We start from the raw sequence: 19,739 nt of genomic DNA on the forward strand, positions 1-19,739 counted from the left end.
CTCCTGACGGTCGGAACGGTCGCTGATTCAGTCGGGGTTGTGGTGCCCATGGCGCGGATCGAACGCGCGACCTCTCCCTTACCAAGGGAGTGCTCTACCACTGAGCCACATGGGCATCGACACGGGCCTGCACACCACCTCATGCACAAGCCGCTGCCGATCACGAACCGGTCTTCACAACAAGCCTGGAGCGGGAGACGGGAATCGAACCCGCGTCATCAGCTTGGAAGGCTGGGGTTCTGCCATTGAACTACTCCCGCATCGCACCCCGCGAACGATCGCCCGTTCGCCGACTTGCTGCTTCTTCGCTTGGTGGAGGAGGCTGGATTCGAACCAGCGTAGGCGTAAGCCAACAGATTTACAGTCTGCCCCCTTTAGCCACTCGGGCACCCCTCCGTGGCGAAGAACTCGAAAGTGTAGCAGCGTCGCCGGCTTGATGCCAAGCCCCACCGGCTCGCCGGCATGCCGCGCAAGCATGTCCGACGCGGCCAACTGGTATGAGTACCGGCACGGCGCGCGGCTGACCGCCGCCATCGCTCTGAACCGAAAGGCGTCGGGCTTCCGTGGACTCGTCGACGCGCGCAGACCAATTGACCAGTTGGTCTTTCTGGTACTACACTGGTATCAGACCATGAGCCAACCACCGAGCCACTCCCTGGCCAGCCGTACGCCGCCGGTCGCCTACGTGCTGGGCGTCGACGGGGGCGGCACGCGAACACGCGCGCGGCTGACGCTCGCCGACGGCAGCCGGCTGGGCAACGGCGAGGCCGGGCCGTCGGGCCTCGGGCAAGGCGTCGACCAGGCCTGGACCAATGTTCGACTGGCGATCGACGCGGCCTTCGGCGCGGCCGGCATGGCGCCGGCGTTGCCGCAGGAATGCGCCGTCGGCCTGGGCCTGGCGGGCGCCGAGATGGCGCCTTTGCGCCAGCGATTCCTGCGCGCTGCGCCGGCCTATGCCGCGCTGGCGCTCGATTCGGACGCCCACACCGCGCTGCTCGGCGCGCATGCGGGTCGCCCCGGCGTGCTCGTGGCGGCCGGCACCGGCAGCGTCGGCGAGGTGTTGCATGCCGACGGTCGCCGGATCACCGCCGGCGGCTGGGGTTTCGCCGTCGGCGACGAGGGCAGCGGCGCCTGGCTCGGACTGCGCGCGATGCGACTGGTGCACCGCGCGCTCGACGGCCGCGCCGAGGCCGGACCGCTCGCGCGGGCGCTGATGGCGCGCTGCGGCGACCATCGCGAAGCCGTACTGGCCTGGGCCGCCCACGCCGGCCAGCACGCACACGCCGCGCTGGCGCCACTCGTGTTCGACCACGAGGAGCTCGACCCGGCGGCTGCCGCGCTGATTGCCGACGCGGTCGACGCGATCGAGGAACTCGCCGCCGCGCTCGACCCGGCCGGTGCCTTGCCGCTCGCCATCGCCGGCAGCATCGGCCGCCGCCTCGAGCCGCGGCTGTCGCCGCGCACGCGCGCCCGCTGCGTCGCCCCGGCCGGCGATGCGGCCGACGGCGCGCTGACGTTGATCCGCCAATTCCTCGCGGAGTCCTCATCTTGAACGACGCGCCCAACAAGCTGCTGCGTTTCGATTTCCAGCCCGACGTCAGCGCCTCGTCGCCGCTGTATGTGCAGCTCGCGCAGACGCTGTCGAGCGCGATCCGCGAAGGCCGCTACCAGACCAACGAGGCGCTGCCGTCCGAGCGCGTGCTGTCCGAGGCGCTCGGCCTGTCGCGCGTGACCGCGCGCAAGGCGATCGACCAGCTCGTCGAGCTGGGCCTGGTGGTGCGCCGCCAGGGTTCGGGCAACTACATCGCGCCCAAGCTCGAGCAGCCGCTGTCGCGCCTGACCAGCTTTTCCGAGGAACTGCAGCAACGCGGCTTTCGGCCGTCGTCGCGCTGGCTGTCGCGCGCCTTGACCGCCGCCACGCCGGACGAGCAGCTCAGCCTGGGCCTGTCTCCCGGCACGCGCGTCGCGCGGCTCGAGCGCCTGCGGCTGGCCGACGACGTCGTGATGGCCTATGAAGTGAGCGTGCTGCCCGGCGACGTGCTGCCCGAGCCGACGCAGGTCGACAGCTCGCTCTATGAGTACCTGCGCGGCCGCGGCAAGGAGCCCGTGCGCGCGCTGCAGCACATCCGTGCCATGAACGCCGATGCCAAGCTCGCCGACTTGCTGCAAGTGCCCGCCGGTCAGGCGCTGCTGTTCATCACGCGCGCCGGCTACCTGGCCTCGGGCCAGGCGGTCGAGCTGACCCACTCCTATTGCCGCAGCGACTACTACGGGTTCGTCGCGGAGATGAGGCGCGAACCGTGAGCCTGCAACGCATCGAGGGCAACATCCTCACGCCCGCGGGCTTTGTCCGTGGCGCGCTCGTCCACCGCGACGGCCGCGTGGCGTCGATCGAGGGCACACCGATCGGCGAAGCGCAGGCGCGCAGCGAGCGCGCGGCGCTGGTGCTGCCGGGCTTCATCGACAACCACGTGCATGGCGGCGGCGGAGCCGACACGATGGAAGCCGGCGACGCGATCTTGCGCATCGCGCGCCTGCACGTGCGGCACGGCACGACGGCGCTCCTGGCCACCACGATGACCGCGCCGCTGAACGAGATCGCCGCCGCGATGGCGGCGCTCGGCCCGGCCTGCCGCGAGCGCCCTGCCGGCAGCGCGCGCGTGATGGGCGTGCACCTCGAGGGCCCCTACATCAGCCCCGACAAGCTCGGCGCGCAGCCCGACTTCGCAAGGCCCGCGTCGATCGACGAGGTGCTCGCGCTGCACGCGCTCGCGCCGATCCGCCTGATCACGCTGGCACCCGAGCTGCCGGGCAACCTCGATCTGATCGAGCCGCTGCGCGCCCAGGGCTTTCGCGTCCAGATCGGCCACACCACCGGCAGCTACGAAGACGGCGTCGCGGCGCTCGAGCGCGGCGCGGGCGGCTTCACGCACCTGTTCAACGCGATGAGCGGCATGCACCACCGCGCGCCCGGCATGGTGGGCGCGGCGCTCGCGCACGCGCGCTACGCCGAGATCATTCCCGACCTGCTGCATGTGCACCCGGGCGCGATCCGCGCCGCGCTGCGCGCCGTGCCCTGCCTGTTCTGCGTCACCGACTCCACCGCCGCCGCCGGCATGCCCGACGGCGACTACAAGCTCGGCCGCCACCTCGTCACCAAGTGCCTGGGCGGCGTGCGCCTGCCCGACGGCACGCTGGCCGGCAGCACGCTGACGATGGACCAGGCGCTGCGCAACCTGGTGAGCCTGGGCCTGTCGCTGGAAGAAGCGTCCAGGCGCACCTCCACCCACGCGGCCGACTACCTCGGCATCGCCGACCGCGGCCGCCTCGGCCAGGGCGCGCATGCCGACCTCGTGGTGTTCGACCGCGACCTGCAGCTGCAACGTGTGATCGTCGAAGGAGAAGAGATTGACCTCGCGCATGCTTGAGGAGGCGCAGCACGCCCCCGAAGCGATCGCTCGCCTGCTCGCGGCGGACGCCGACGCTTACGCGTCGCTCGGCGCCGCGCTGCGCGCGTCGCCGCCGATCTCGCTGCTCACGGTGGCGCGCGGCAGCTCGGATCACGCCGCGCACTACATGGCCTACCTGATCATGGCCCGACTGGGCCGGCTGGTGACGTCGCTGCCGATGTCGCTGATCACGCTGTACCAGTCGCGCATCGCCTGCGACGGCCTGGTGTCTATGGCGTTCTCGCAGTCCGGCCAGAGCCCGGATCTCGTCGCCCCGACGCGCTTCTTTCGTGCCGGCGGCGCCCGCACCGTGGCCTTCGTCAACGACCCGGCCTCGCCGCTCGCACAGGCGTCGCAGTGGGTGTTCCCGCTGCACGCCGGCGCCGAACAAAGCGTCGCGGCCACCAAGAGCTACATCGCTCAGCTCGTGGCCGGCGCGCGCGTCACGGCGGCATGGCAAGACGATGCCGACCTGCAGCACGCGCTGCTCGGCCTGCCCGGCGTGCTGGAACAAGCGGCGCAGCAGCGCTGGCAACCGGCGATCGAAGCGCTGGCCGACGCCGACAAGCTGTTCGTGATCGGCCGCGGCACTGGCCTCGCGATCGCGATGGAAGCCGCGCTCAAGTTCAAGGAGGTGTGCGGCATCCAGGCCGAGGCCTTCTCGGGGGCCGAGGTCAAGCACGGCCCGATGGCGCTGGTCGAGCAGGGCTATCCGCTGCTTGTGTTCGCGCCGCGCGGCCCGGCCCACCACGGACTGCTGGCGCTGGCCGACGAGATGCGCCAGCGCGGCGCGCGCGTGCTGCTGGCCGCGCCGGCCGGCACGCCTGGCTGCGAGCTGCCGCTCGTGCCGGCCGGCAGCGAGGACCTCGATCCGATCACCGCGATCCAGAGCTTCTACCCGATGGTGGAGGCACTCGCCCGTGCGCGCGGGCTCGACCCGGATCGCCCGCGCCACCTGGCCAAGGTCACGCGGACCCAGTGAGATGAACACCGACACCTTGCACGCCGGCCACCTCGTGATGGTCGACATCGAGGGCACCTCGCTCGATGACAGCACCGCGGCCTTCCTGCGCGAGCACCACATCCGCGCGGTCTGCCTGTTCCGCAAGAACATCGGCAGCGAGGACGAGGTGCGCCGCCTCGTCGCCGACCTGCGCGAGGTGATGGGCCCGGCTGCGCTGGTGGCGATCGACCAGGAAGGCGGCTCGGTCGCGCGCATCACCTTCTTGCCCCATGCGCCGGCGGCGATGGCGCTGGGCTGCGCGAACGACGAGGCGCTGGCCGAGTCGGTCGGCGCTGCGGTTGCGCGCGGCCTGCGCAGCCTGGGCATCAACTGGAACTTCGCGCCGGTGCTCGACGTGAACAACAACCCGGCCAACCCCGTGATCGCCGAGCGCAGCTTCGGCGAGGATCCGCAGCGCGTCGCGCGGCTGGCCGGGGCGTGGATGCGCGGCTCGCTGCGCGAGGGCGTGGCCTGCTGCGTCAAGCACTTCCCCGGCCACGGCGACACGCATGTCGACTCGCACCATGCCTTGCCGACGGTCGACAAGTCGCTGGCCGAACTCGAGTCGCTCGAGCTGGTTCCCTTTCGCGCGCTGGCTGGGGTCGCGCCGGCGGTGATGACGGCCCACATCGTCTATCCGCAGCTTGATGCCGAGCATCCGGCCACGCTGTCGCGCGCTGTGCTGACCGGCGTGCTGCGCGAGCGCCTCGGCTACGAGGGCGTCGTGATCACCGACGCGCTGATGATGAAGGCCGTTCACGAGCGCTACGGCCATGCGCGCGCGGCCGTGCTCACGCTGCAAGCGGGCGCCGACCTCGTGCTCGCGCAGGGCAGCCGCGCCGAGCAGGCGCAGGCGGTGCAGGCCGTGGCGCAGGCAATCGAGCACGGCACGCTGCCGCTGGCGCGCGTGCGCGAGGCACGCGCGCGCATCGATGCGCTCGCGGCGAGCTTTCCGATCGATCCGCGGCCTTGCGACGACGCGCAGCGCCTGGCCGACGACCAACTGATGCGCGGCGCCTCGGCGCGCGGCCTGCTCGCCGTCGGCGGCGCGCAGCCGCCTGGGCGCGCGCAGCGCCTGCGCGTCGTGACGCAGCGCGCGGTGCCGGGCGACGGCGTGTCCGAAGCCGGCCCGGGCGGCGAGCTGGTGCGCGCGCTGTTTCGCGGTTTCGACGATGTCGAGGTCGTGCAGGTCGACTCGCTCGACCGGCTCGACGCCTCGCAGCTGCCGCGCGACGGCCGCCTGCTCGTGCTGGCCTCGAACCACCGCGCGCGCTACGGCGCCAACGCCGCGGCCTGGCGCCCCGACCTGCATCTCGTGCTGTGGAACCCGTTCCAGGTGTTCGACATCGCCGCGCCCGCGGTCGTGACCTGGGGCTACGGCGAGGGCGCGCTGGCCGCGCTGCGCGACTGGCTCGAAGGCCGCGTGCCCGCCGCGACCCAAGCCCCGGTCGCGCTCGCTCCGCGCGCCGCCTGAACCCCAACGAAAGCCGTCCGTGGCCAACGATCGTTCGCATTCGCCGATCCGCTGGGTGCCCAGCCTCTACTTCGCGCAAGGGCTGCAGTTCTTCGTCGTGATGCTGATCGCCGGGCTGATGTTCAAGAGCCTGGGCGTGGGCAACGACCAGATCGCGCGCTGGACCGGCGTGCTCGGCCTGGCCTGGGCCTTCAAGCCGCTGTGGAGCCCCTTCCTCGAGATGGCGCGCAGCAAGAAGCTGATCGTCGTCGCGATGCAGTTCACCGGCGCGGCCGGGCTGGCGCTGATGGCGATCGCGCTGCAGCTGCCGATGTGGTTCGCGGCGAGCATTGCGGTGCTGTTCGTGCTGGCCTACGCCTCGGCCACGCACGACATCGCCTGCGACGGCCTTTACATGGCCGCGCTCGACGCGCGCCAGCAGGCCGCCTACGCCGGCTGGCAAGGCGCGTTCTTCAACGCCAGCAAGTTCCTCACGCTCGGCGGCCTGCTGGTGCTGGCCGGCCACTTCGAGAAGAGCGTCGGCGCGCATCACGCCTGGTCGATCATCTTCGGCCTGCTCGCGGCACTGCTCGCCGGCCTGGCGGCCTACAACGCCTGGCGGCTGCCCGGCACGCTCAACACCGATCACGCCGAGCTCAGCTTCGCGAGCGTCGCACGTACGCTGCGCGAGGTGGTGGCCGACTTCTTCCGCAAGCCCGGCATCTGGCTCGCGATCCTGTTCATCGTGCTGTTTCGCGCTGCCGAGGGCCAGGTGCAGACGATCGGGCCGCTGTTCATGCTCGAGGCGCGCGACAAGGGCGGGCTGGGCCTCACGACCGACCAGATCGGCGTGGTCTACGGCACCGCCGGCACGCTGGCCTTTTTGGTCGGCAGCATCCTCGGCGGCTACTTCACCTCGTGGCTGGGGCTCAAGCGCGCAATGCCCTTCCTGATCGTCGGCATGTGGGTGCCCAACCTGGTGTTCAGCTGGCTGGCGTGGGTGATGCCCAGCGAGATCGGCGTCATCGGCGCGGCCGTCAGCGTCGAGATGTTCGGCTACGGCTTCGGCTTCGTCGGCATGATCCTGTTCATCATGCAGGCGGTCGCGCCGGGCCGCTTCCAGACCGCGCACTACGCGCTGGGCTCGGGCGTGATGCAGCTCGGCTTCATCCTCTCCAAGACCGTCAGCGGCGACATCCAGGTCGCCATGGGCTATCGCGAGTTCTTCGTCTGGACCGTCGCCTGCGGCGTGCCGGTGCTGCTGCTGATGTGGTTCGTGCGCATGCCGGGCCGCGAAGCGCCGGTCGCCGACGCGCCGGCCGGCGAGCCGGCGCAGGCCTGATGCGTCGCGCGCTGATCGCCGCCGCGCTGGCGGCGGCCTGCGGCTTCGCACGGGCCGGCGACGCGCTGCTGTTCGACGACTTCAGCTACCCCAGCGCCGAGGCGCTCGCGCAAGGCGGCTGGAGCCTGCGCGCGCATGCCGGCCACCCCGGCGTGCCGGGCGCGCGCTGGGATCCGGCCGGGATCGCCGTCGTCGACGACCCCGATCGCGCCGCCAACCGCTTGCTGCGCCTGCGCGCGCAGACCGATGGCCGGCCTGACGGCACCGCGCAGGCGCAGATCTGCCACGCGCGCAAGTACCTGCGCGGCACCTACGCCGCGCGCGTGCGCTTTCGCGACACGCCGGTGTCGGGCATCGACGGCGACCCGGTGGTCCAGACCTTCTATGCGGTCGCGCCGCTGGCGCATGACTTCGATCCGCACTTCAGCGAGGTCGACTGGGAGTACCTGGCCAACGGCGGCTGGGGCGCCGAGCCGACGCGGCTATACGCGATCTCGTGGCAGACGGTGCGCATCGAGCCCTGGCTCGCGGTCAACTCCGAGCAGCAGATCGCCGGATCGCTCGACGGCTGGCACACGCTGGTGGTCCAGGTCGGCGAACATGCGGTGCGCATGTTCCTCGACGGCCGGCAGGTCGCGCGCCACGCGGGGCGCAACGTGCCGGTGGTGCCGATGTCGATCAACTTCAACCTGTGGTTCTCGCCCGCCGGCCTGCTCGCGCCGACGCCCGAGCCGCGCGTGTGGCAGCAAGACGTGGACTGGGTGCTGCATGTGCGCGACCGCTTGCTGTCGCCGGCCGAGATGAACGCAACGGTGACCCGCCTGCGCCGCCAGGGCGTCGCGCGGCAGGACACCGTGCCGGCCACCGATCCGCCGCTGGCCAGCGACTGCAGCTTCTGAGCGCGTCGCGCTCGCTCAGCCCGTCGACAGCTCGGCGACGAAGTCGTAGGTGTCGCCGCGGTAGAACGACTGGCACAGCTCGACCGCGCGGCCGTCGCGCAAGTAGCCCAGGCGCTCGACCAGCAGGCCGGCATCGCCCGGCTTGGCGTGCAGCAGGCGCGCCTGCTCCTCGTCGAGCAGCAGCGCGCGCAGGCGCTGCAGCGCGCGCACCGGCCGGTTGCCGGCGCGCTCGAGCGCGTCGTACAGCGAGGTGTCGACGGCGTCCAGGCCCGGCAGTGCGGACGCCGCCACGGTCGCGTACTCCAGCGCCATCGGCGCGTTGTCGGCGTAGCGAAGCCGATGGAAGCGATAGACCAGCGAGCCCGGGCTCAGCGCCAGCTTCATCGCCTCTTCCGGCGACACCGTGCCCTCGGACTTGCGGAGCCATTCGCTGTGCGGCGAACGGCCGCGCGAACGCATGTCTTCGGAAAACGAGGTCAGCTTCGCGAAGTTCTTGTCGATGCGAGCGCACACGAAGTTGCCCGAACCTTGGCGGCTGACCAGCAGGCCCTCCTGCGTGAGGCCATCGATGGCCTTGCGCACCGTGATGCGCGAGACCCCGAGGTCGGCGGCCAGATGGCGCTCGGACGGCAATGCGTCCTCGGGGCCGAGGATGCGCTGGTCGATCGCCTCGCGCAGAGCCCGCTGCAGCTGCTGGTACAGGGGGAGCGCGTCGGCGGGATCCAGCGGCCGCAGGGTCTGGGCGAGGGATTTCATGCGTGGGGAGTGAGCCGCCGGCACCGGCGCCAAGGGAACGCGCCGAAGAGCGCACCCAAATAATACCAATGCAGCGCCAGCGTGCGGACCAGAGCACCTGCAACGTGCATGGATGGCCGTCACAGATCGTGCCAGGCGTCCCCAGAGTTGGGCCGCATCCGCCCCTACACACCCCTGAAACGAGTGGCTCGCCGCCTTTCAAGGGCCTGAAGACCCGCGTTTTCACTAACTGGTAGCTAATTGGCATTGGCTGGTACTCTGTTGGCACGCCATAGGACCACATTGGCACGCATCTTGGTAGTACCAGTTCACCCGACTGGTTCTACCGTCGGTGAGCAGAAGTTTCCAGAGGTTCAGCAGGAGGAGTGCCCTCGCAAACGCGCCCGGCAACGCCGGCGCGTCGGGGGAGCCGATGTCATCGCGGCCAGCGAGCAACGCCATGGCCCTTAACGAAAGAGGTGAGCAATGAAGTGCAAGCACACACCCGTGGCGTCGGCAGTGGCGCTGATGCTGATGAGCGTGGCCTGGGTGGCCCATGCGCAGCAGGCGCCTGAGCCTGAGAAGAAGGAGGCCGATGCGAAGCTGCAAACCGTGACCGTCACCGGCATCCGCGCATCGGTGCAGCAGTCGATCACGCAAAAGCGCAATGCCGACGGCGTGGTGGAAGTGATCACGGCCGAAGACGTCGGCAAGATGCCCGACAAGAACGTCGCCGACTCGCTCCAGCGCCTGCCCGGCGTCTACACCGCGACGGCCGGAGGCACCGAAGGCGGCTTCGGCGAGAACGACCGTGTGAGCCTGCGCGGCACGCCGGCGGCGATGACGCTGACCACGCTCAACGGTCACACGGTCTCGAGTGGCGACTGGTATGCCGAGAACATCACCGGCGGCGGTCGCAGCGTCAGCTATTCGTTGCTGCCCTCGGAGCTGATTGGCCGCGTGACGGTCTACAAGAGCTCGCAGGCCGACCTGGTCGAAGGCGGGGCGACCGGCACCGTCGACATCGAAACACGCACGCCGCTGAGCTTCAAGGAGCGCGTGTCGACGATGGCATCGGTCGGCGGCGTCTACTCCGATCTTTCGGGCAAGACCGACCCGCAGCTCAGCGCCCTGATCAACTGGAAGAACGAGGAAGGCAACCTCGGCATCATGGCGCAGGCCTTCTACCAGAAGCGCCAGATCCGCCGCGACGGCCAGGAGTTCCTGTGGTGGGACACGATCAACAACCTGTGGGGCGGCAATACGGCCGTGCTGGCCGCGAACCCTGAGTTGGACGGCAAGTACATCTCGCTGCTGACGGGCTCGGCACTGTTCCAGCAGGAGCGCGTACGCAAGGGCGGCCTCATCGCCGCCGAGCTGAAGGCGACCAACGACCTGACGGTCGGCGTGAGTGGCTTCTACTCGCGCCTGGACGCCGACAACTTCAACGCGAACTACATGTACGCGCCGGTCAATGCCATCACCAATGGCATCAGCCCTTCGGCCTACACGATCGAGGGCAACACGGTCACCTCGATCGCCTTCCCCGGCACCTGCCCGATCGCGCCCTGCAACGTCTCGTCGGGTGTGCAGGACATCGCCGTGCGGCCGGGCTCGTACAGCGACTCCAAGTTCTTCAACCTCGACCTGAAGTACCGCGCCAGCGACAAGCTCAGCATCAGCAGCAAGCTCGGCACGACGCAGGGCACCGGCAAGACCAAGGACATCGGCTTCGAAGTCTGGAGTCCGTATGTGGGCGGTAGCTACGCCACGCACGGCCTGTCGAAGACGGCCGACGTCTCGGTGCCTGGCTCGGACACCTTCTCGATCGGCGGCCTGTCGGACGCCGTCGGTGGCTGGGCGTCGATCGTCACCGCCAAGGACAAGGAGCACTACGGTCAGGTCGACGCGAGCTACCAGACCGATCTGGAGATCGTGCCGTCGATCAAGTTCGGCGCCCGCGTGGCGCGCCACGAGCGCGACCTGACCAAAGTGGACGGCACGCTGGCGGCCGCCGGCACCGATCCCGCCAATGCGCCCCTCGACCAGCTCACGCACTTCCCCGGCGACTTCGGCGATTCGCTGTCCGGCGGCCTGCTCAAGGGCATGTGGACCATCCCGGGCGAGGCGATCACCAGCTGGGCGAATCGGTACGTCACCTTCGGCGGCCACAGCTACCAGAGCGAGTTCAAGATCAAGGAGCCCGTCGCAGCGGCTTACGCGATGGCCAACCTCGACTTCGGCCGCATCCAGGGCAACGTGGGCCTGCGCGTGGTGCACACGAAGGAAGAGGTCACCAACAACCAGCTGGTCACGGCGGGCGTCTATACGCCGGTCACGACGAAGAATAACTACGACGACTACTTGCCGAGCCTGAACCTTCGCGCCGACCTCGCTCAAGACGTCGTCGGCCGCTTCGCGCTCAGCCGCACGATGGCGCGCCCCGAGTTCGGCCAGCTCGGCGGTCTGAGCCTGCTCGACATCCAGCACACCGGATCGGGCGGCAACCCGAACCTCAAGCCCATCCGCTCGAACAACGTCGAGTTCAGCACCGAGTGGTACTTCGCGCCGAAGTCGATGCTGTCGGCCGGTGCGTACTACCAGGACCTGCGTTCGTACGTGACCTTCGGCTCGTTCGAGGCGGTGTTCTACAACCAGTCCGAGCAGCAGTACACGACCTATGCGATGAGCGCGCCGGTCAACACCACCGGCAAGGTCAAGGGCCTGGAGCTGGCGTACCAGCAGGCGATCGGCGGTGGCTTCGGCGTGATGGCCAACTACACCTACGCCGATGGCGAGGAGACCGGCAGGGTGCCGAACTCGGCTTGCGCCGACACCGGCAACTGCGACCTGGTGGGCCTGTCGAAGAACTCCTACAACCTGGGCGCCTACTACGAGAACGACACGTTCAGCGCGCGCGTCACCTACAACTACCGCTCGTCCTTCCTCAACGGCGTGAACCGCAAGAGCGCGATTTACCAGGACAGCGTCGGCACGCTGGCCGCGTCGGTCCAGTACAACCTGACCAAAAACATCAGCCTGTCGCTCGAGGGCACCAACCTCAACGACCCGCTGCTGAAATCCTACGCCAGCACGCCGGACCAGCCGCGCGCGTTCTACAAGAACGGCCGCCAGATCTACTTCGGCCTGCGCGCGCAGATGTGATCGACCGGACCTGAGCGACCCCAAACGGGGTGAAGTGCCCGCACTTCACCCCGTTGTCCATTCCACTTCAAGATGCCGATGACCTCGCCTTCGCTTCTTCGCACGCTCTGCGCGTCGCTCGCCCTGGGCGCGGCCAGTGCCTCTGCGACGGCACACGACTTCCTCGCCGGCCCCTACAAGGACGTCTCGCTGCACGCCGGCAAAGGCGCGCGCATCGCCGCCGAGCTCGACGGCCGCACCGCGCCGCTGCCCGGCACCCTGCTGCCGCCCGGCACGACCCTGAGCTGGGGTTTCGCCGTCGGCGAGTGCGGACGCGAGACCTGGCTCGGCCGCGATGCCGCGTCGTTCGCGCGCGCCAACGTGCCGGCCTTCGTTCGCGCGAAGCAGCCCTACGTCGTCTCGACCGGCGGCGAGACCGGCGTGTTCACCTGCGACAGCGCGCGCGGCATGGCGCGCTTCATGGCGCGCTACGACTCGCCGATGCTGCGCGGCTTCGACTTCGACATCGAAGGCGCGCAGACCCCGGCGCAGGTCGACGCGCTGGTGCGCCAGGTCAAGATCGCGCAGCGTGCGCGGCCCCATCTGCGCTACTCGTTCACCGTCGCGACCTGGGCCGCGAGCGACGGCAGCAAGCGCAGCATCAACGCGCTCGGCGAGACGGTGCTCGCCGCGATCCGCCGCCACCGGCTGGACGACGCGGTGATCAACCTGATGGTGATGAACTACGGGCCCGCCGCGCCCGACACCTGCGTCGTGCGCGAGGGCCGCTGCGACATGCACGCCTCGGCGCTGCAGGCCGCGCACAACCTGCACGAACGCCATGGCGTGCCACTGCACCGCATTGCGCTGACCGCGATGATGGGCGTCAACAACGTGGCCGAGAACGTGACCTCGCTGGCCGATCTGCAGGCCATCGTGCGCGACGCGCGTGCGCTCGGCCTTGCCGGCGTGCACGCCTGGTCGCTCGACCGCGACCGGCCCTGCCCGAACGGCGAGACCGCCCTGTCGCCGACCTGCCATTCGATGCCGGCGCCCGAGCCGCTCGCGTTCACGCGCGCGCTGGCGGCGCCGCGTTGAGCCGCGGGGACCCGGCGTTCAGATCTTCAGCACCAGGCCGCGCCGTGCGAGCCAGCGGCCCATCGCCCAGTAGGCGCTGACGCTGGTCACCGCGAACAGCAGCGAGCCCACGCGCAGGTCGCTCGCGAGCGGCGCGAACGCATGCGCGAACAGCCAGCGGAACGCGTCGGTGCGCGAAGGCGCGGCGCCGTCGGGCCAGCTCAGCAAGGCCACGATGCCAGGCACGAGCTGGCTGATCATGTAGATCAGCAAGGCATTGCGGCCGAACACCTCGGCCGCGCGCATCCACGCCGCGTCGCGACCTCCGATCTCGATCGTCGCCAGCAGGCTCGCCAGCACCGCGATCGCGATGCCCGAGCTCAGCAGCACGTAGGAGCTGGTCCACAGCTTCTTGTTGATCGGCATCGCGAGGCTCCACGCGTAGGCCGCGGCGCACAGGCCGAGCGCCAGCATGAACAGCCGCGAGACCAGCGCGTGATCGGGCGGCGCGCGCCGCACATGCTCGCCGACCGCCAGGCCGATCAACACCTGCGCGACCGCCGGCACCGTGCTGGCGAGTCCTTCAGGGTCGAAGGGCACGCCCTCGCCGCCGTAGAGGTGTGAGGGACCGAGCAGCGCGCGGTCCAGCGCGGTGCCGAAGAAGCCCTCGAGGCTGTAGGCATCCCCCGGCGCGCCGAATGCGACGCAGGCGCCCCAGTAGCCCAGCAACAGCGCGGCACACCACGCCGGCACCGCCCGCAAGCCGCCGCCATGGCGCACGATCACGGCGGCTGCGCCCCAGGCCAGGGCGATGCGCTGCAGCACGCCCATCAGGCGCCATTGCGCCGGATGGTTCCAGGCGAGCTCACCGGCGCCGTTCCAATGCGCGAACGGACTCACGTTGAGCAGCACGCCGATCGCGAAGATCAGCAAGGTGCGCGTGGCGACCTTGCGCCAGAACGCCGCGGCCGCGAGCGCGGCCAGCGCCGGCATCACCAGCCCCAGCGCATTGCCCACCGCGAACAAGAAGAACGGAAAGACCAGATCGGTCGGCGTGCAGCCATGCCAAGGCGCATGCGCGACCGGCGGGAACAGATGGCCCCAGCTACCCGGGTTGTTGACCAGGATCATCAGCGCCACGGTGGCGCCGCGAAACACGTCGAGCGAACGAAGCCGAGGGCGCATGCGGCTGAAGAGCAGGAGTTGCCATCCGCTCACCACCGCCCCGGGGGTCCCAGGCCTTGCGCGGATCCGGCTTCGCCGGTCCGCAGCAAGCGCCCCCTCGGGGGGCAGCGAGCGAGAGCGAGCGTGGGGGCCCGCTCTAATCAATCTTGAACTCGAACTCCTGCTGCGCGCGCACCTCGCCCGAGGCGACGCACTTGTACTGCAGCATCGCCGAGCGCACCGCCTGGTGGTACACGCGCGGGCCGCCCAGGATGTTGACCTCCTTGACGACGCCGTTGCTGATCAGCACCTCGGCGCGCACGACGCCCGAGATGCCTTCCTGCAGCGCCTTGCGCGGGATCTCCGGCTTGACCTGCGTCGGGCAGGCGACACCGATGTCGGCCTTCGCCGGGCCGGCGGGCGGCGCGGTCACCGGCGGCGGCGGCGCGATCTTGTACTCGACCGGCGGCGGCGCGGGCGAAACCGCCGTGATCGCCGGCGCGATGTCCACCGGCGGCGCGATCTCCGGCGGCGGCACGTAAGGCGGCGGCGGCGCCTCGACCTTCGGCGCATCGGGCTGCTTGATCTGCTTGGGCGGCGGAGGCGGCGGCGGTGGGGGCGGCGGCGGCAGGATCTCCTGCACGATCTTCGCCTCCAGCGGCTTCTTCACGATCTGCAGCGCATTGCGGGCCAGGCCCGAGACCAGCGCATAGAAGATGAAGATGTGCAGCACGACGACCGCGCCGATGCCGATCAGGCGCCGCGGGCTCGAGCCGCGCCGTCCGTAGGTTTGCTGTTCGTAGCTCAGGTCCATCCCGGTGGCCTCACTTCCCGTCGATGAACTGCTCGGAGCCCACGATGCCCATCTTGGTCAGCCCGATGCGCTGCGTGGCGGCCATCACGGCTGCCACCACCTCGTACTTGGCCTGCTTGTTGGGCCGCAGGTGCACCTCCGGCTGCACCGCCTGCTCGGCAGCGGCTTTCATCTTGGCTTCCAGCGTCGCGCGGTCGGGCACTTCCTCGCCGTTCCAGAACACCACGCTGCGCTCGTCGATGTCGATCTTCACCACCTCGGGCTTGACCACCTGCGGCGGAGGCGTGCCCACCGGCATGTTCAGGTTCACCGCGTGCAGCTGGATCGGGATGGTGATGATCAGCATGATCAACAGCACCAGCATCACGTCGATCAGCGGCGTGGTGTTGATGTCGATCATCACTTCCGGATCGCCGCTCGAGGACCCGCTTCCTACGTTCATTCCCATGGCTGCTTACCCCCTGGGCGGCGGCTCGGTGATGAAGGCGACCTTGACGATGCCCGCGCGCTGGCAGGCATAGATCACCCGACCCACCGAGTCGTATTGCGCGGCCAGGTCGCCGCGGATGTGCACCTCGGGCTGCGGGTTCTTGGTGGCCACCACCTTGAGCCGGTCCACCAGCGCTTGCGTGTTGGGCATCTTCAGGTCGTTCCAGTAGATGCCGCCCTTGGTGTCCACCGAGATGACGATGTTCTCGGGCTTGCTCTCGCGCACCTCGATCGTCTCTTTGGGCAGCTGCACCTGGATCGACGTGTTCACCACGGGGATGGTGATCAGGAAGATGATCAACAGCACCAGCATCACGTCGACCAGCGGCGTGGTGTTGATGGCCGAGACCACCTGGTCTTCGTCCCCGTCGGCGCTTCCGACGTTCATGGCCATGACGGCCTCCTTCCTCTATGCGTTACGAGGAAGGGCCTCAGGCCTTCTTGGCCACGGTGCCGGCGCCGGCCAGCAGCACGCTGTGCAGGTCGTTGCCGAAGGCGCGCACGTCGTCCATGCAGGCCTTGTTGCGACGCACCAGCCAGTTGTAGCCAAGCACCGCGGGCACCGCGACGGCCAGGCCGATGGCGGTCATGATGAGCGCTTCGCCCACCGGACCGGCGACCTTGTCGATCGAGGCCTGGCCCGCCACGCCGATGGCGGTGAGCGCGTGGTAGATGCCCCAGACGGTGCCGAACAGGCCGACGAACGGAGCCGTGGAGCCCACCGTGGCCAGGAACGCCAGGCCGTCTTGCAGGCGCGACTGCACGCGGTCCATCGCGCGCTGGATGCCCATCGTGACCCAGGTGTTCAGATCCACGTGCGCGAGCAGGCCGTCGTGCTTCTTGGTCGCATCAATGCCGTTCTCGGCGATGAAGCGAAACGGGCTGGTCTTGTCGAGCGCGTCGGCGCCTTGGCGGATGGAGCCGGCGTTCCAGAACTTGGCCGCCGCGGCCTTGGCCTGCGCGCCGATCTTGGCCTGCTCGATGACCTTGACGATGATGATGTACCAGCTGCCCATCGACATGATCACCATGATGATGAGCACCGCCTTGGCAACCGCGTCGGAGCCCTTCCACAGCGCTTCGAGGCCGTAGGGGTTGTCGACCTTGGCGGCCGCGGGAGCGGGCGCGCTGGCGAGGTTGGGCGCGGCTGCGACCGGCGCGGCCGCCGGGGCCGAGGCTTCGGGGGCGGCGGGGGTCTGGGCCTGGGCGGCCGGCACAACGGCAGTACCGGCACACAAGGCCAACGCGAAGGCGGAAATCAACTGCCGAAGCTTCATCGGGAACTCCTGAACGAAAGTCAAAAAACGGGGCTGCCCGACACGTCCCGAGGACGCCGGCATGGCGCCGGCTCGGCCGGACCGCCAAAGTGATACCAATTTAATTCCAGCCATACCAGCCGGTCAACCGGGACTGCCCGGAGAACCGGTAGGAAGCACCTCGTCGCGCATGCTGCGGGGCGCTATGCATCATTGGTGCGAGGAAACGCACCAGTCCGATGCGGCGGCTGACTGGCCCTTGCTCAGATGAGCAAGTCACATACCAGTTTAACGCCAGGCCCGCACCGGGCCGTTCACCAGTCGATCGGCGCGTGCCCCTGGTCGACCAGCCAGCGGTTGACCTGGCTGAAATGGCGGCAGCCGATGAAGGGCTGGGGCGGCCGCCGCGCCGACAAGGGCGAGGGATGGTTGGCGGCGAAGACGGCGTGCCGCGCCGCGTCGATCAGCACGCCCTTCTTCTGCGCCGGCGCGCCCCACAGCAGGAAGGCTGCCGGCTCGGCACGCGCCGCGACCGCAGCGACCAGCGCATCGGTCAGCACCTCCCAGCCGCGACCGGCGTGGCTTTGCGGCGCACCGTCCTCGACCGTGAGCGCGGCGTTGAGCAGCAGCACGCCCTGGCGAGCCCAGCCGCTCAGGTCGCCGCCGAACATCGACGGCGCACCGACGTCCGCCGCCACCTCGGTGAGGATGTTGCGCAGGCTCGGCGGCAGCTTGAAGCCGGCCGGCACCGAGAACGCGAGCCCTTGCGCCTGGCCGGCCCCGTGATAGGGATCCTGGCCGAGGATCACCACGCGCACGCGCGACAGCGGCGTGAGCTCGAGGGCGCGGAACACGGTTCGCGGGTACACCGTCGCGCCGGCGCCCACGCGCTCATCGACGAAGGCGCACAGCGCGCGCCCCGCAGGCGACCGGTGAAACGGCTCGGTGACCGCGCGCCACTCTGCCGGCACGCGCTCGAAGCTGGCATCGAGCGGCTCGCGCAGCCGGTTGTCGGCCACGCCCTCGGCATCCTCGAACAGCGCGGCCGTCATTCAGCCGAACAGCGCCGCCAGTGCGGCACCCGGATCGTCGGCGCGCATGAAGGCCTCGCCGACCAGGAAGGCATGCACGTTGGCATCGCGCATGCGCTGCACATGGGCGCGCGACAGGATGCCGCTCTCGGTGACCAGCAGGCGATCGGCGGGCACGTGGTTCAGCAGGCCGAGCGTGGTGTCGAGCGTGACCTCGAAGCTGCGCAGGTTGCGGTTGTTGATGCCCACCAGCGACGTCCGGAGCTTGAGCGCGCGATCGAGCTCGGCGCCGTCGTGCACCTCGACCAGCACCGACATGCCGTACGACAGGGCCTGCGCCTCGAGTTCGGCCATCAGCGCGTCGTCGAGGCAGGCGGCGATCAGCAAGATGCAGTCGGCGCCCATCGCGCGCGCCTCGGCGACCTGGTAGGGATCGACCATGAAGTCCTTGCGCAGCACCGGCAGCGCGCAGGCCGCGCGCGCCTGCTCGAGGTAATGCGCCGAGCCCTGGAAGAAGCGCTCGTCGGTCAGCACCGAGAGGCAGGCCGCGCCGTGCTTCGCGTAGCTCGCGGCAATGTCGGCCGGCACGAAATGCTCTCGCAGCACGCCCTTGCTCGGGCTGGCCTTCTTGACCTCGGCGATCACTGCGGCGCGACCCGCGGCGATCCTGGCGCGCAGCGCGGCCTCGAAGCCGCGCAGGTTCGCGCGCAGCTCGGCCGACTCGGCCTCGGCGCGCAGGCTCTCGAAGCTGCGCCGCGCCTTGGCGGCGGCGATCTCGTCGCGCTTGACGGCGACGATCTTCTGCAGGATGTCGGACATGTTCGGCGGCCTCAGGTCTTGAGCTTCTGTGTGACCGCGACGAACTGGCTGAGTTTCGCCAGTGCCTTGCCCGATGCCACCGCCTCGCGCGCGAGCTTGACGCCCTCGGCGATCGAGCCGCAGACATCGGCCGCGTAGAGGGCGCCGGCCGCGTTGAGCAGCACGATGTCGCGCACCGGGCCGTCTTCATTCGCCAGCGCGCGCTGGATGCAGGCGACCGATTCCTCGCGGTTGGCGACCTTGAGCACGCGCGTGTCGTAGACCGGCATGCCGAAGTCGCTGGGATGCACGACGTACTCGTTGACCGAGCCGTGCTTCAGCTCGCCGACCAGGGTCTCGCCCGACAGCGAGATCTCGTCCATGCCGTTCATGCCGTAGACGATCAGCACGTGCTCGGCGCCCAGGCGCTGCAGCACGCGCACCTGGATGCCCACCAGATCGGGATGGAACACGCCCATCAGCTGGTTGGGCGCGTTGGCCGGGTTGGTCAGCGGCCCGAGGATGTTGAAGATCGTGCGCACGCCCAGCTCCTTTCGGATCGGGCCCGCGTGCTTCATCGCCGGGTGGTGGTTGGGCGCGAACATGAAGCCGATGCCGCTCTCGGCGAGGCAGGTCGCGACCTGCTCGGGCGTGAGCATGATGTGCGCACCCAGGGCCTCGAGCACGTCGGCGCTGCCGGTGGTCGACGAGACGCTGCGCCCGCCGTGCTTGGCCACGCGCGCGCCGGCCGCGGCGGCGACGAACATCGCGGCGGTCGAGATGTTGAAGGTGTGGGCCGCATCGCCGCCGGTGCCGCACAGGTCGATCAGGTGCGTGCGGTCGGCCACCGCGACCGGCGTCGCGAACTCGCGCATCACCTGCGCGGCGGCGGCGATCTCGCCGATGGTCTCCTTCTTGACGCGCAGGCCGGTGACCAGCGCCGCGATCATCACCGGCGACATCTCGCCGCTCATGATGCGGCGCATCAGGTGCAGCATCTCGTCGTGGAAGATCTCGCGGTGCTCGATCGTGCGCTGCAGCGCGGCGGTATCGGTGATCGTCATCTCTGGCTCCTGCCGCGCCGT

At 69.7% G+C, this 19,739-nt stretch carries 18 protein-coding genes and 3 tRNA genes; 9 read left to right on the top strand and 12 right to left on the bottom strand.

The window, feature by feature from the left end:
* Positions 1–40: 40 nt before the first annotated feature.
* The 3 genes from ACO2TI_RS19690 to ACO2TI_RS19700 form a co-directional block, all read right to left on the bottom strand.
* Positions 41–115: transfer RNA gene (locus ACO2TI_RS19690), tRNA-Thr, on the bottom strand.
* A gap of 71 nt (positions 116–186) precedes the next feature.
* Positions 187–260: transfer RNA gene (locus ACO2TI_RS19695), tRNA-Gly, on the bottom strand.
* A 50-nt stretch (positions 261–310) separates the two neighbouring features.
* Positions 311–396: transfer RNA gene (locus ACO2TI_RS19700), tRNA-Tyr, on the bottom strand.
* Between the two features lie 235 nt (positions 397–631).
* Between ACO2TI_RS19700 and ACO2TI_RS19705 the strand changes: the two genes are divergently transcribed.
* The 7 genes from ACO2TI_RS19705 to ACO2TI_RS19735 are packed head-to-tail and all read left to right on the top strand — an operon-like array spanning position 632 to position 8,146.
* Complete coding sequence (locus ACO2TI_RS19705; protein WP_423286881.1) at positions 632–1,552, top strand: BadF/BadG/BcrA/BcrD ATPase family protein; 921 nt, start codon at positions 632–634, stop codon at positions 1,550–1,552.
* Positions 1,549–2,304, top strand: coding sequence for a GntR family transcriptional regulator (locus ACO2TI_RS19710; RefSeq protein WP_423286882.1), 756 nt, complete (start codon positions 1,549–1,551; stop codon positions 2,302–2,304). The genes ACO2TI_RS19705 and ACO2TI_RS19710 overlap by 4 nt, the downstream gene beginning before the upstream one ends.
* Positions 2,301–3,428, top strand: coding sequence for an N-acetylglucosamine-6-phosphate deacetylase (gene nagA / locus ACO2TI_RS19715; protein WP_423286883.1), 1,128 nt, complete (start codon positions 2,301–2,303; stop codon positions 3,426–3,428). Before ACO2TI_RS19710 ends, nagA begins: the two co-directional genes overlap by 4 nt.
* Positions 3,421–4,431, top strand: coding sequence for an SIS domain-containing protein (locus ACO2TI_RS19720; RefSeq protein ID WP_423286955.1), 1,011 nt, complete (start codon positions 3,421–3,423; stop codon positions 4,429–4,431). Before nagA ends, ACO2TI_RS19720 begins: the two co-directional genes overlap by 8 nt.
* Before the next feature lies 1 nt (position 4,432).
* Complete coding sequence (gene nagZ / locus ACO2TI_RS19725; RefSeq protein ID WP_423286884.1) at positions 4,433–5,926, top strand: beta-N-acetylhexosaminidase; 1,494 nt, start codon at positions 4,433–4,435, stop codon at positions 5,924–5,926.
* Between the two features lie 19 nt (positions 5,927–5,945).
* A complete protein-coding gene (locus ACO2TI_RS19730) occupies positions 5,946–7,247 on the top strand; it encodes an MFS transporter (protein ID WP_423286885.1) in 1,302 nt (433 codons plus the stop codon).
* Positions 7,247–8,146 carry a glycoside hydrolase family 16 protein gene (locus tag ACO2TI_RS19735; protein WP_423286886.1) on the top strand — a complete coding sequence of 300 codons (900 nt, stop codon included), beginning with the start codon at positions 7,247–7,249 and terminating at the stop codon, positions 8,144–8,146. The genes ACO2TI_RS19730 and ACO2TI_RS19735 overlap by 1 nt, the downstream gene beginning before the upstream one ends.
* Before the next feature lie 15 nt (positions 8,147–8,161).
* On the opposite strand, the gene ACO2TI_RS19740 is transcribed toward ACO2TI_RS19735, so the two are convergent.
* Positions 8,162–8,902 carry a GntR family transcriptional regulator gene (locus ACO2TI_RS19740; RefSeq protein ID WP_423286887.1) on the bottom strand — a complete coding sequence of 247 codons (741 nt, stop codon included), beginning with the start codon at positions 8,900–8,902 and terminating at the stop codon, positions 8,162–8,164.
* Between the two features lie 465 nt (positions 8,903–9,367).
* On the opposite strand from ACO2TI_RS19740, the gene ACO2TI_RS19745 reads away from it, so the two are divergent.
* Entirely contained in the window at positions 9,368–12,046 is a 2,679-nt protein-coding gene (locus ACO2TI_RS19745; protein WP_423286888.1) for a TonB-dependent receptor, read from the top strand.
* Between the two features lie 78 nt (positions 12,047–12,124).
* A complete protein-coding gene (locus ACO2TI_RS19750; RefSeq protein ID WP_423286889.1) occupies positions 12,125–13,123 on the top strand; it encodes a glycosyl hydrolase in 999 nt (332 codons plus the stop codon).
* Between the two features lie 18 nt (positions 13,124–13,141).
* Here the strand turns inward: ACO2TI_RS19750 and ACO2TI_RS19755 are convergent, their stop codons facing one another.
* The 8 genes from ACO2TI_RS19755 to trpD form a co-directional block, all read right to left on the bottom strand.
* The gene (locus tag ACO2TI_RS19755; RefSeq protein ID WP_423286890.1) at positions 13,142–14,287 is read right to left on the bottom strand and encodes an acyltransferase family protein; all 1,146 of its coding nucleotides are present in this window, start codon (positions 14,285–14,287) and stop codon (positions 13,142–13,144) included.
* 136 nt (positions 14,288–14,423) lie between these two features.
* Entirely contained in the window at positions 14,424–15,080 is a 657-nt protein-coding gene (locus ACO2TI_RS19760) for an energy transducer TonB (RefSeq protein WP_423286891.1), read from the bottom strand.
* Between the two features lie 10 nt (positions 15,081–15,090).
* Positions 15,091–15,528 carry an ExbD/TolR family protein gene (locus ACO2TI_RS19765; RefSeq protein WP_423286892.1) on the bottom strand — a complete coding sequence of 146 codons (438 nt, stop codon included), beginning with the start codon at positions 15,526–15,528 and terminating at the stop codon, positions 15,091–15,093.
* A gap of 6 nt (positions 15,529–15,534) precedes the next feature.
* Complete coding sequence (locus ACO2TI_RS19770; protein ID WP_423286893.1) at positions 15,535–15,963, bottom strand: ExbD/TolR family protein; 429 nt, start codon at positions 15,961–15,963, stop codon at positions 15,535–15,537.
* 37 nt (positions 15,964–16,000) lie between these two features.
* Entirely contained in the window at positions 16,001–16,846 is an 846-nt protein-coding gene (locus tag ACO2TI_RS19775) for a MotA/TolQ/ExbB proton channel family protein (protein ID WP_423286894.1), read from the bottom strand.
* A gap of 293 nt (positions 16,847–17,139) precedes the next feature.
* Complete coding sequence (locus ACO2TI_RS19780) at positions 17,140–17,877, bottom strand: uracil-DNA glycosylase (RefSeq protein WP_423286895.1); 738 nt, start codon at positions 17,875–17,877, stop codon at positions 17,140–17,142.
* On the bottom strand, positions 17,878–18,675 hold the full coding sequence (gene trpC / locus ACO2TI_RS19785; protein ID WP_423286896.1) for an indole-3-glycerol phosphate synthase TrpC: 798 nt from the start codon (positions 18,673–18,675) through the stop codon (positions 17,878–17,880).
* Between the two features lie 11 nt (positions 18,676–18,686).
* Positions 18,687–19,718, bottom strand: coding sequence for an anthranilate phosphoribosyltransferase (gene trpD, locus ACO2TI_RS19790; protein WP_423286897.1), 1,032 nt, complete (start codon positions 19,716–19,718; stop codon positions 18,687–18,689).
* Positions 19,719–19,739: the final 21 nt, after the last annotated feature.

The sequence above is a fragment of the Caldimonas sp. KR1-144 genome (genome assembly GCF_049446155.1).
GTDB lineage: Bacteria > Pseudomonadota > Gammaproteobacteria > Burkholderiales > Burkholderiaceae_C > Rivibacter.

What these genes read in the sequence shown, in the direction of transcription:
- ACO2TI_RS19705 (WP_423286881.1), top strand. Translation starts at nt 632, where the DNA reads ATGAGCCAACCACCGAGCCACTCCCTGGCCAGCCGTACGCCGCCGGTC.
- ACO2TI_RS19720 (WP_423286955.1), top strand. Translation starts at nt 3,421, where the DNA reads ATGCTTGAGGAGGCGCAGCACGCCCCCGAAGCGATCGCTCGCCTGCTC.
- nagZ (WP_423286884.1), top strand. Translation starts at nt 4,433, where the DNA reads ATGAACACCGACACCTTGCACGCCGGCCACCTCGTGATGGTCGACATC.
- ACO2TI_RS19735 (WP_423286886.1), top strand. Translation starts at nt 7,247, where the DNA reads ATGCGTCGCGCGCTGATCGCCGCCGCGCTGGCGGCGGCCTGCGGCTTC.
- ACO2TI_RS19740 (WP_423286887.1), bottom strand. Translation starts at nt 8,902, where the DNA reads ATGAAATCCCTCGCCCAGACCCTGCGGCCGCTGGATCCCGCCGACGCG.
- ACO2TI_RS19745 (WP_423286888.1), top strand. Translation starts at nt 9,368, where the DNA reads ATGAAGTGCAAGCACACACCCGTGGCGTCGGCAGTGGCGCTGATGCTG.
- ACO2TI_RS19750 (WP_423286889.1), top strand. Translation starts at nt 12,125, where the DNA reads ATGACCTCGCCTTCGCTTCTTCGCACGCTCTGCGCGTCGCTCGCCCTG.
- ACO2TI_RS19755 (WP_423286890.1), bottom strand. Translation starts at nt 14,287, where the DNA reads ATGCGCCCTCGGCTTCGTTCGCTCGACGTGTTTCGCGGCGCCACCGTG.
- ACO2TI_RS19760 (WP_423286891.1), bottom strand. Translation starts at nt 15,080, where the DNA reads ATGGACCTGAGCTACGAACAGCAAACCTACGGACGGCGCGGCTCGAGC.
- ACO2TI_RS19765 (WP_423286892.1), bottom strand. Translation starts at nt 15,528, where the DNA reads ATGGGAATGAACGTAGGAAGCGGGTCCTCGAGCGGCGATCCGGAAGTG.
- ACO2TI_RS19770 (WP_423286893.1), bottom strand. Translation starts at nt 15,963, where the DNA reads ATGGCCATGAACGTCGGAAGCGCCGACGGGGACGAAGACCAGGTGGTC.
- ACO2TI_RS19775 (WP_423286894.1), bottom strand. Translation starts at nt 16,846, where the DNA reads ATGAAGCTTCGGCAGTTGATTTCCGCCTTCGCGTTGGCCTTGTGTGCC.
- ACO2TI_RS19780 (WP_423286895.1), bottom strand. Translation starts at nt 17,877, where the DNA reads ATGACGGCCGCGCTGTTCGAGGATGCCGAGGGCGTGGCCGACAACCGG.
- trpC (WP_423286896.1), bottom strand. Translation starts at nt 18,675, where the DNA reads ATGTCCGACATCCTGCAGAAGATCGTCGCCGTCAAGCGCGACGAGATC.
- trpD (WP_423286897.1), bottom strand. Translation starts at nt 19,718, where the DNA reads ATGACGATCACCGATACCGCCGCGCTGCAGCGCACGATCGAGCACCGC.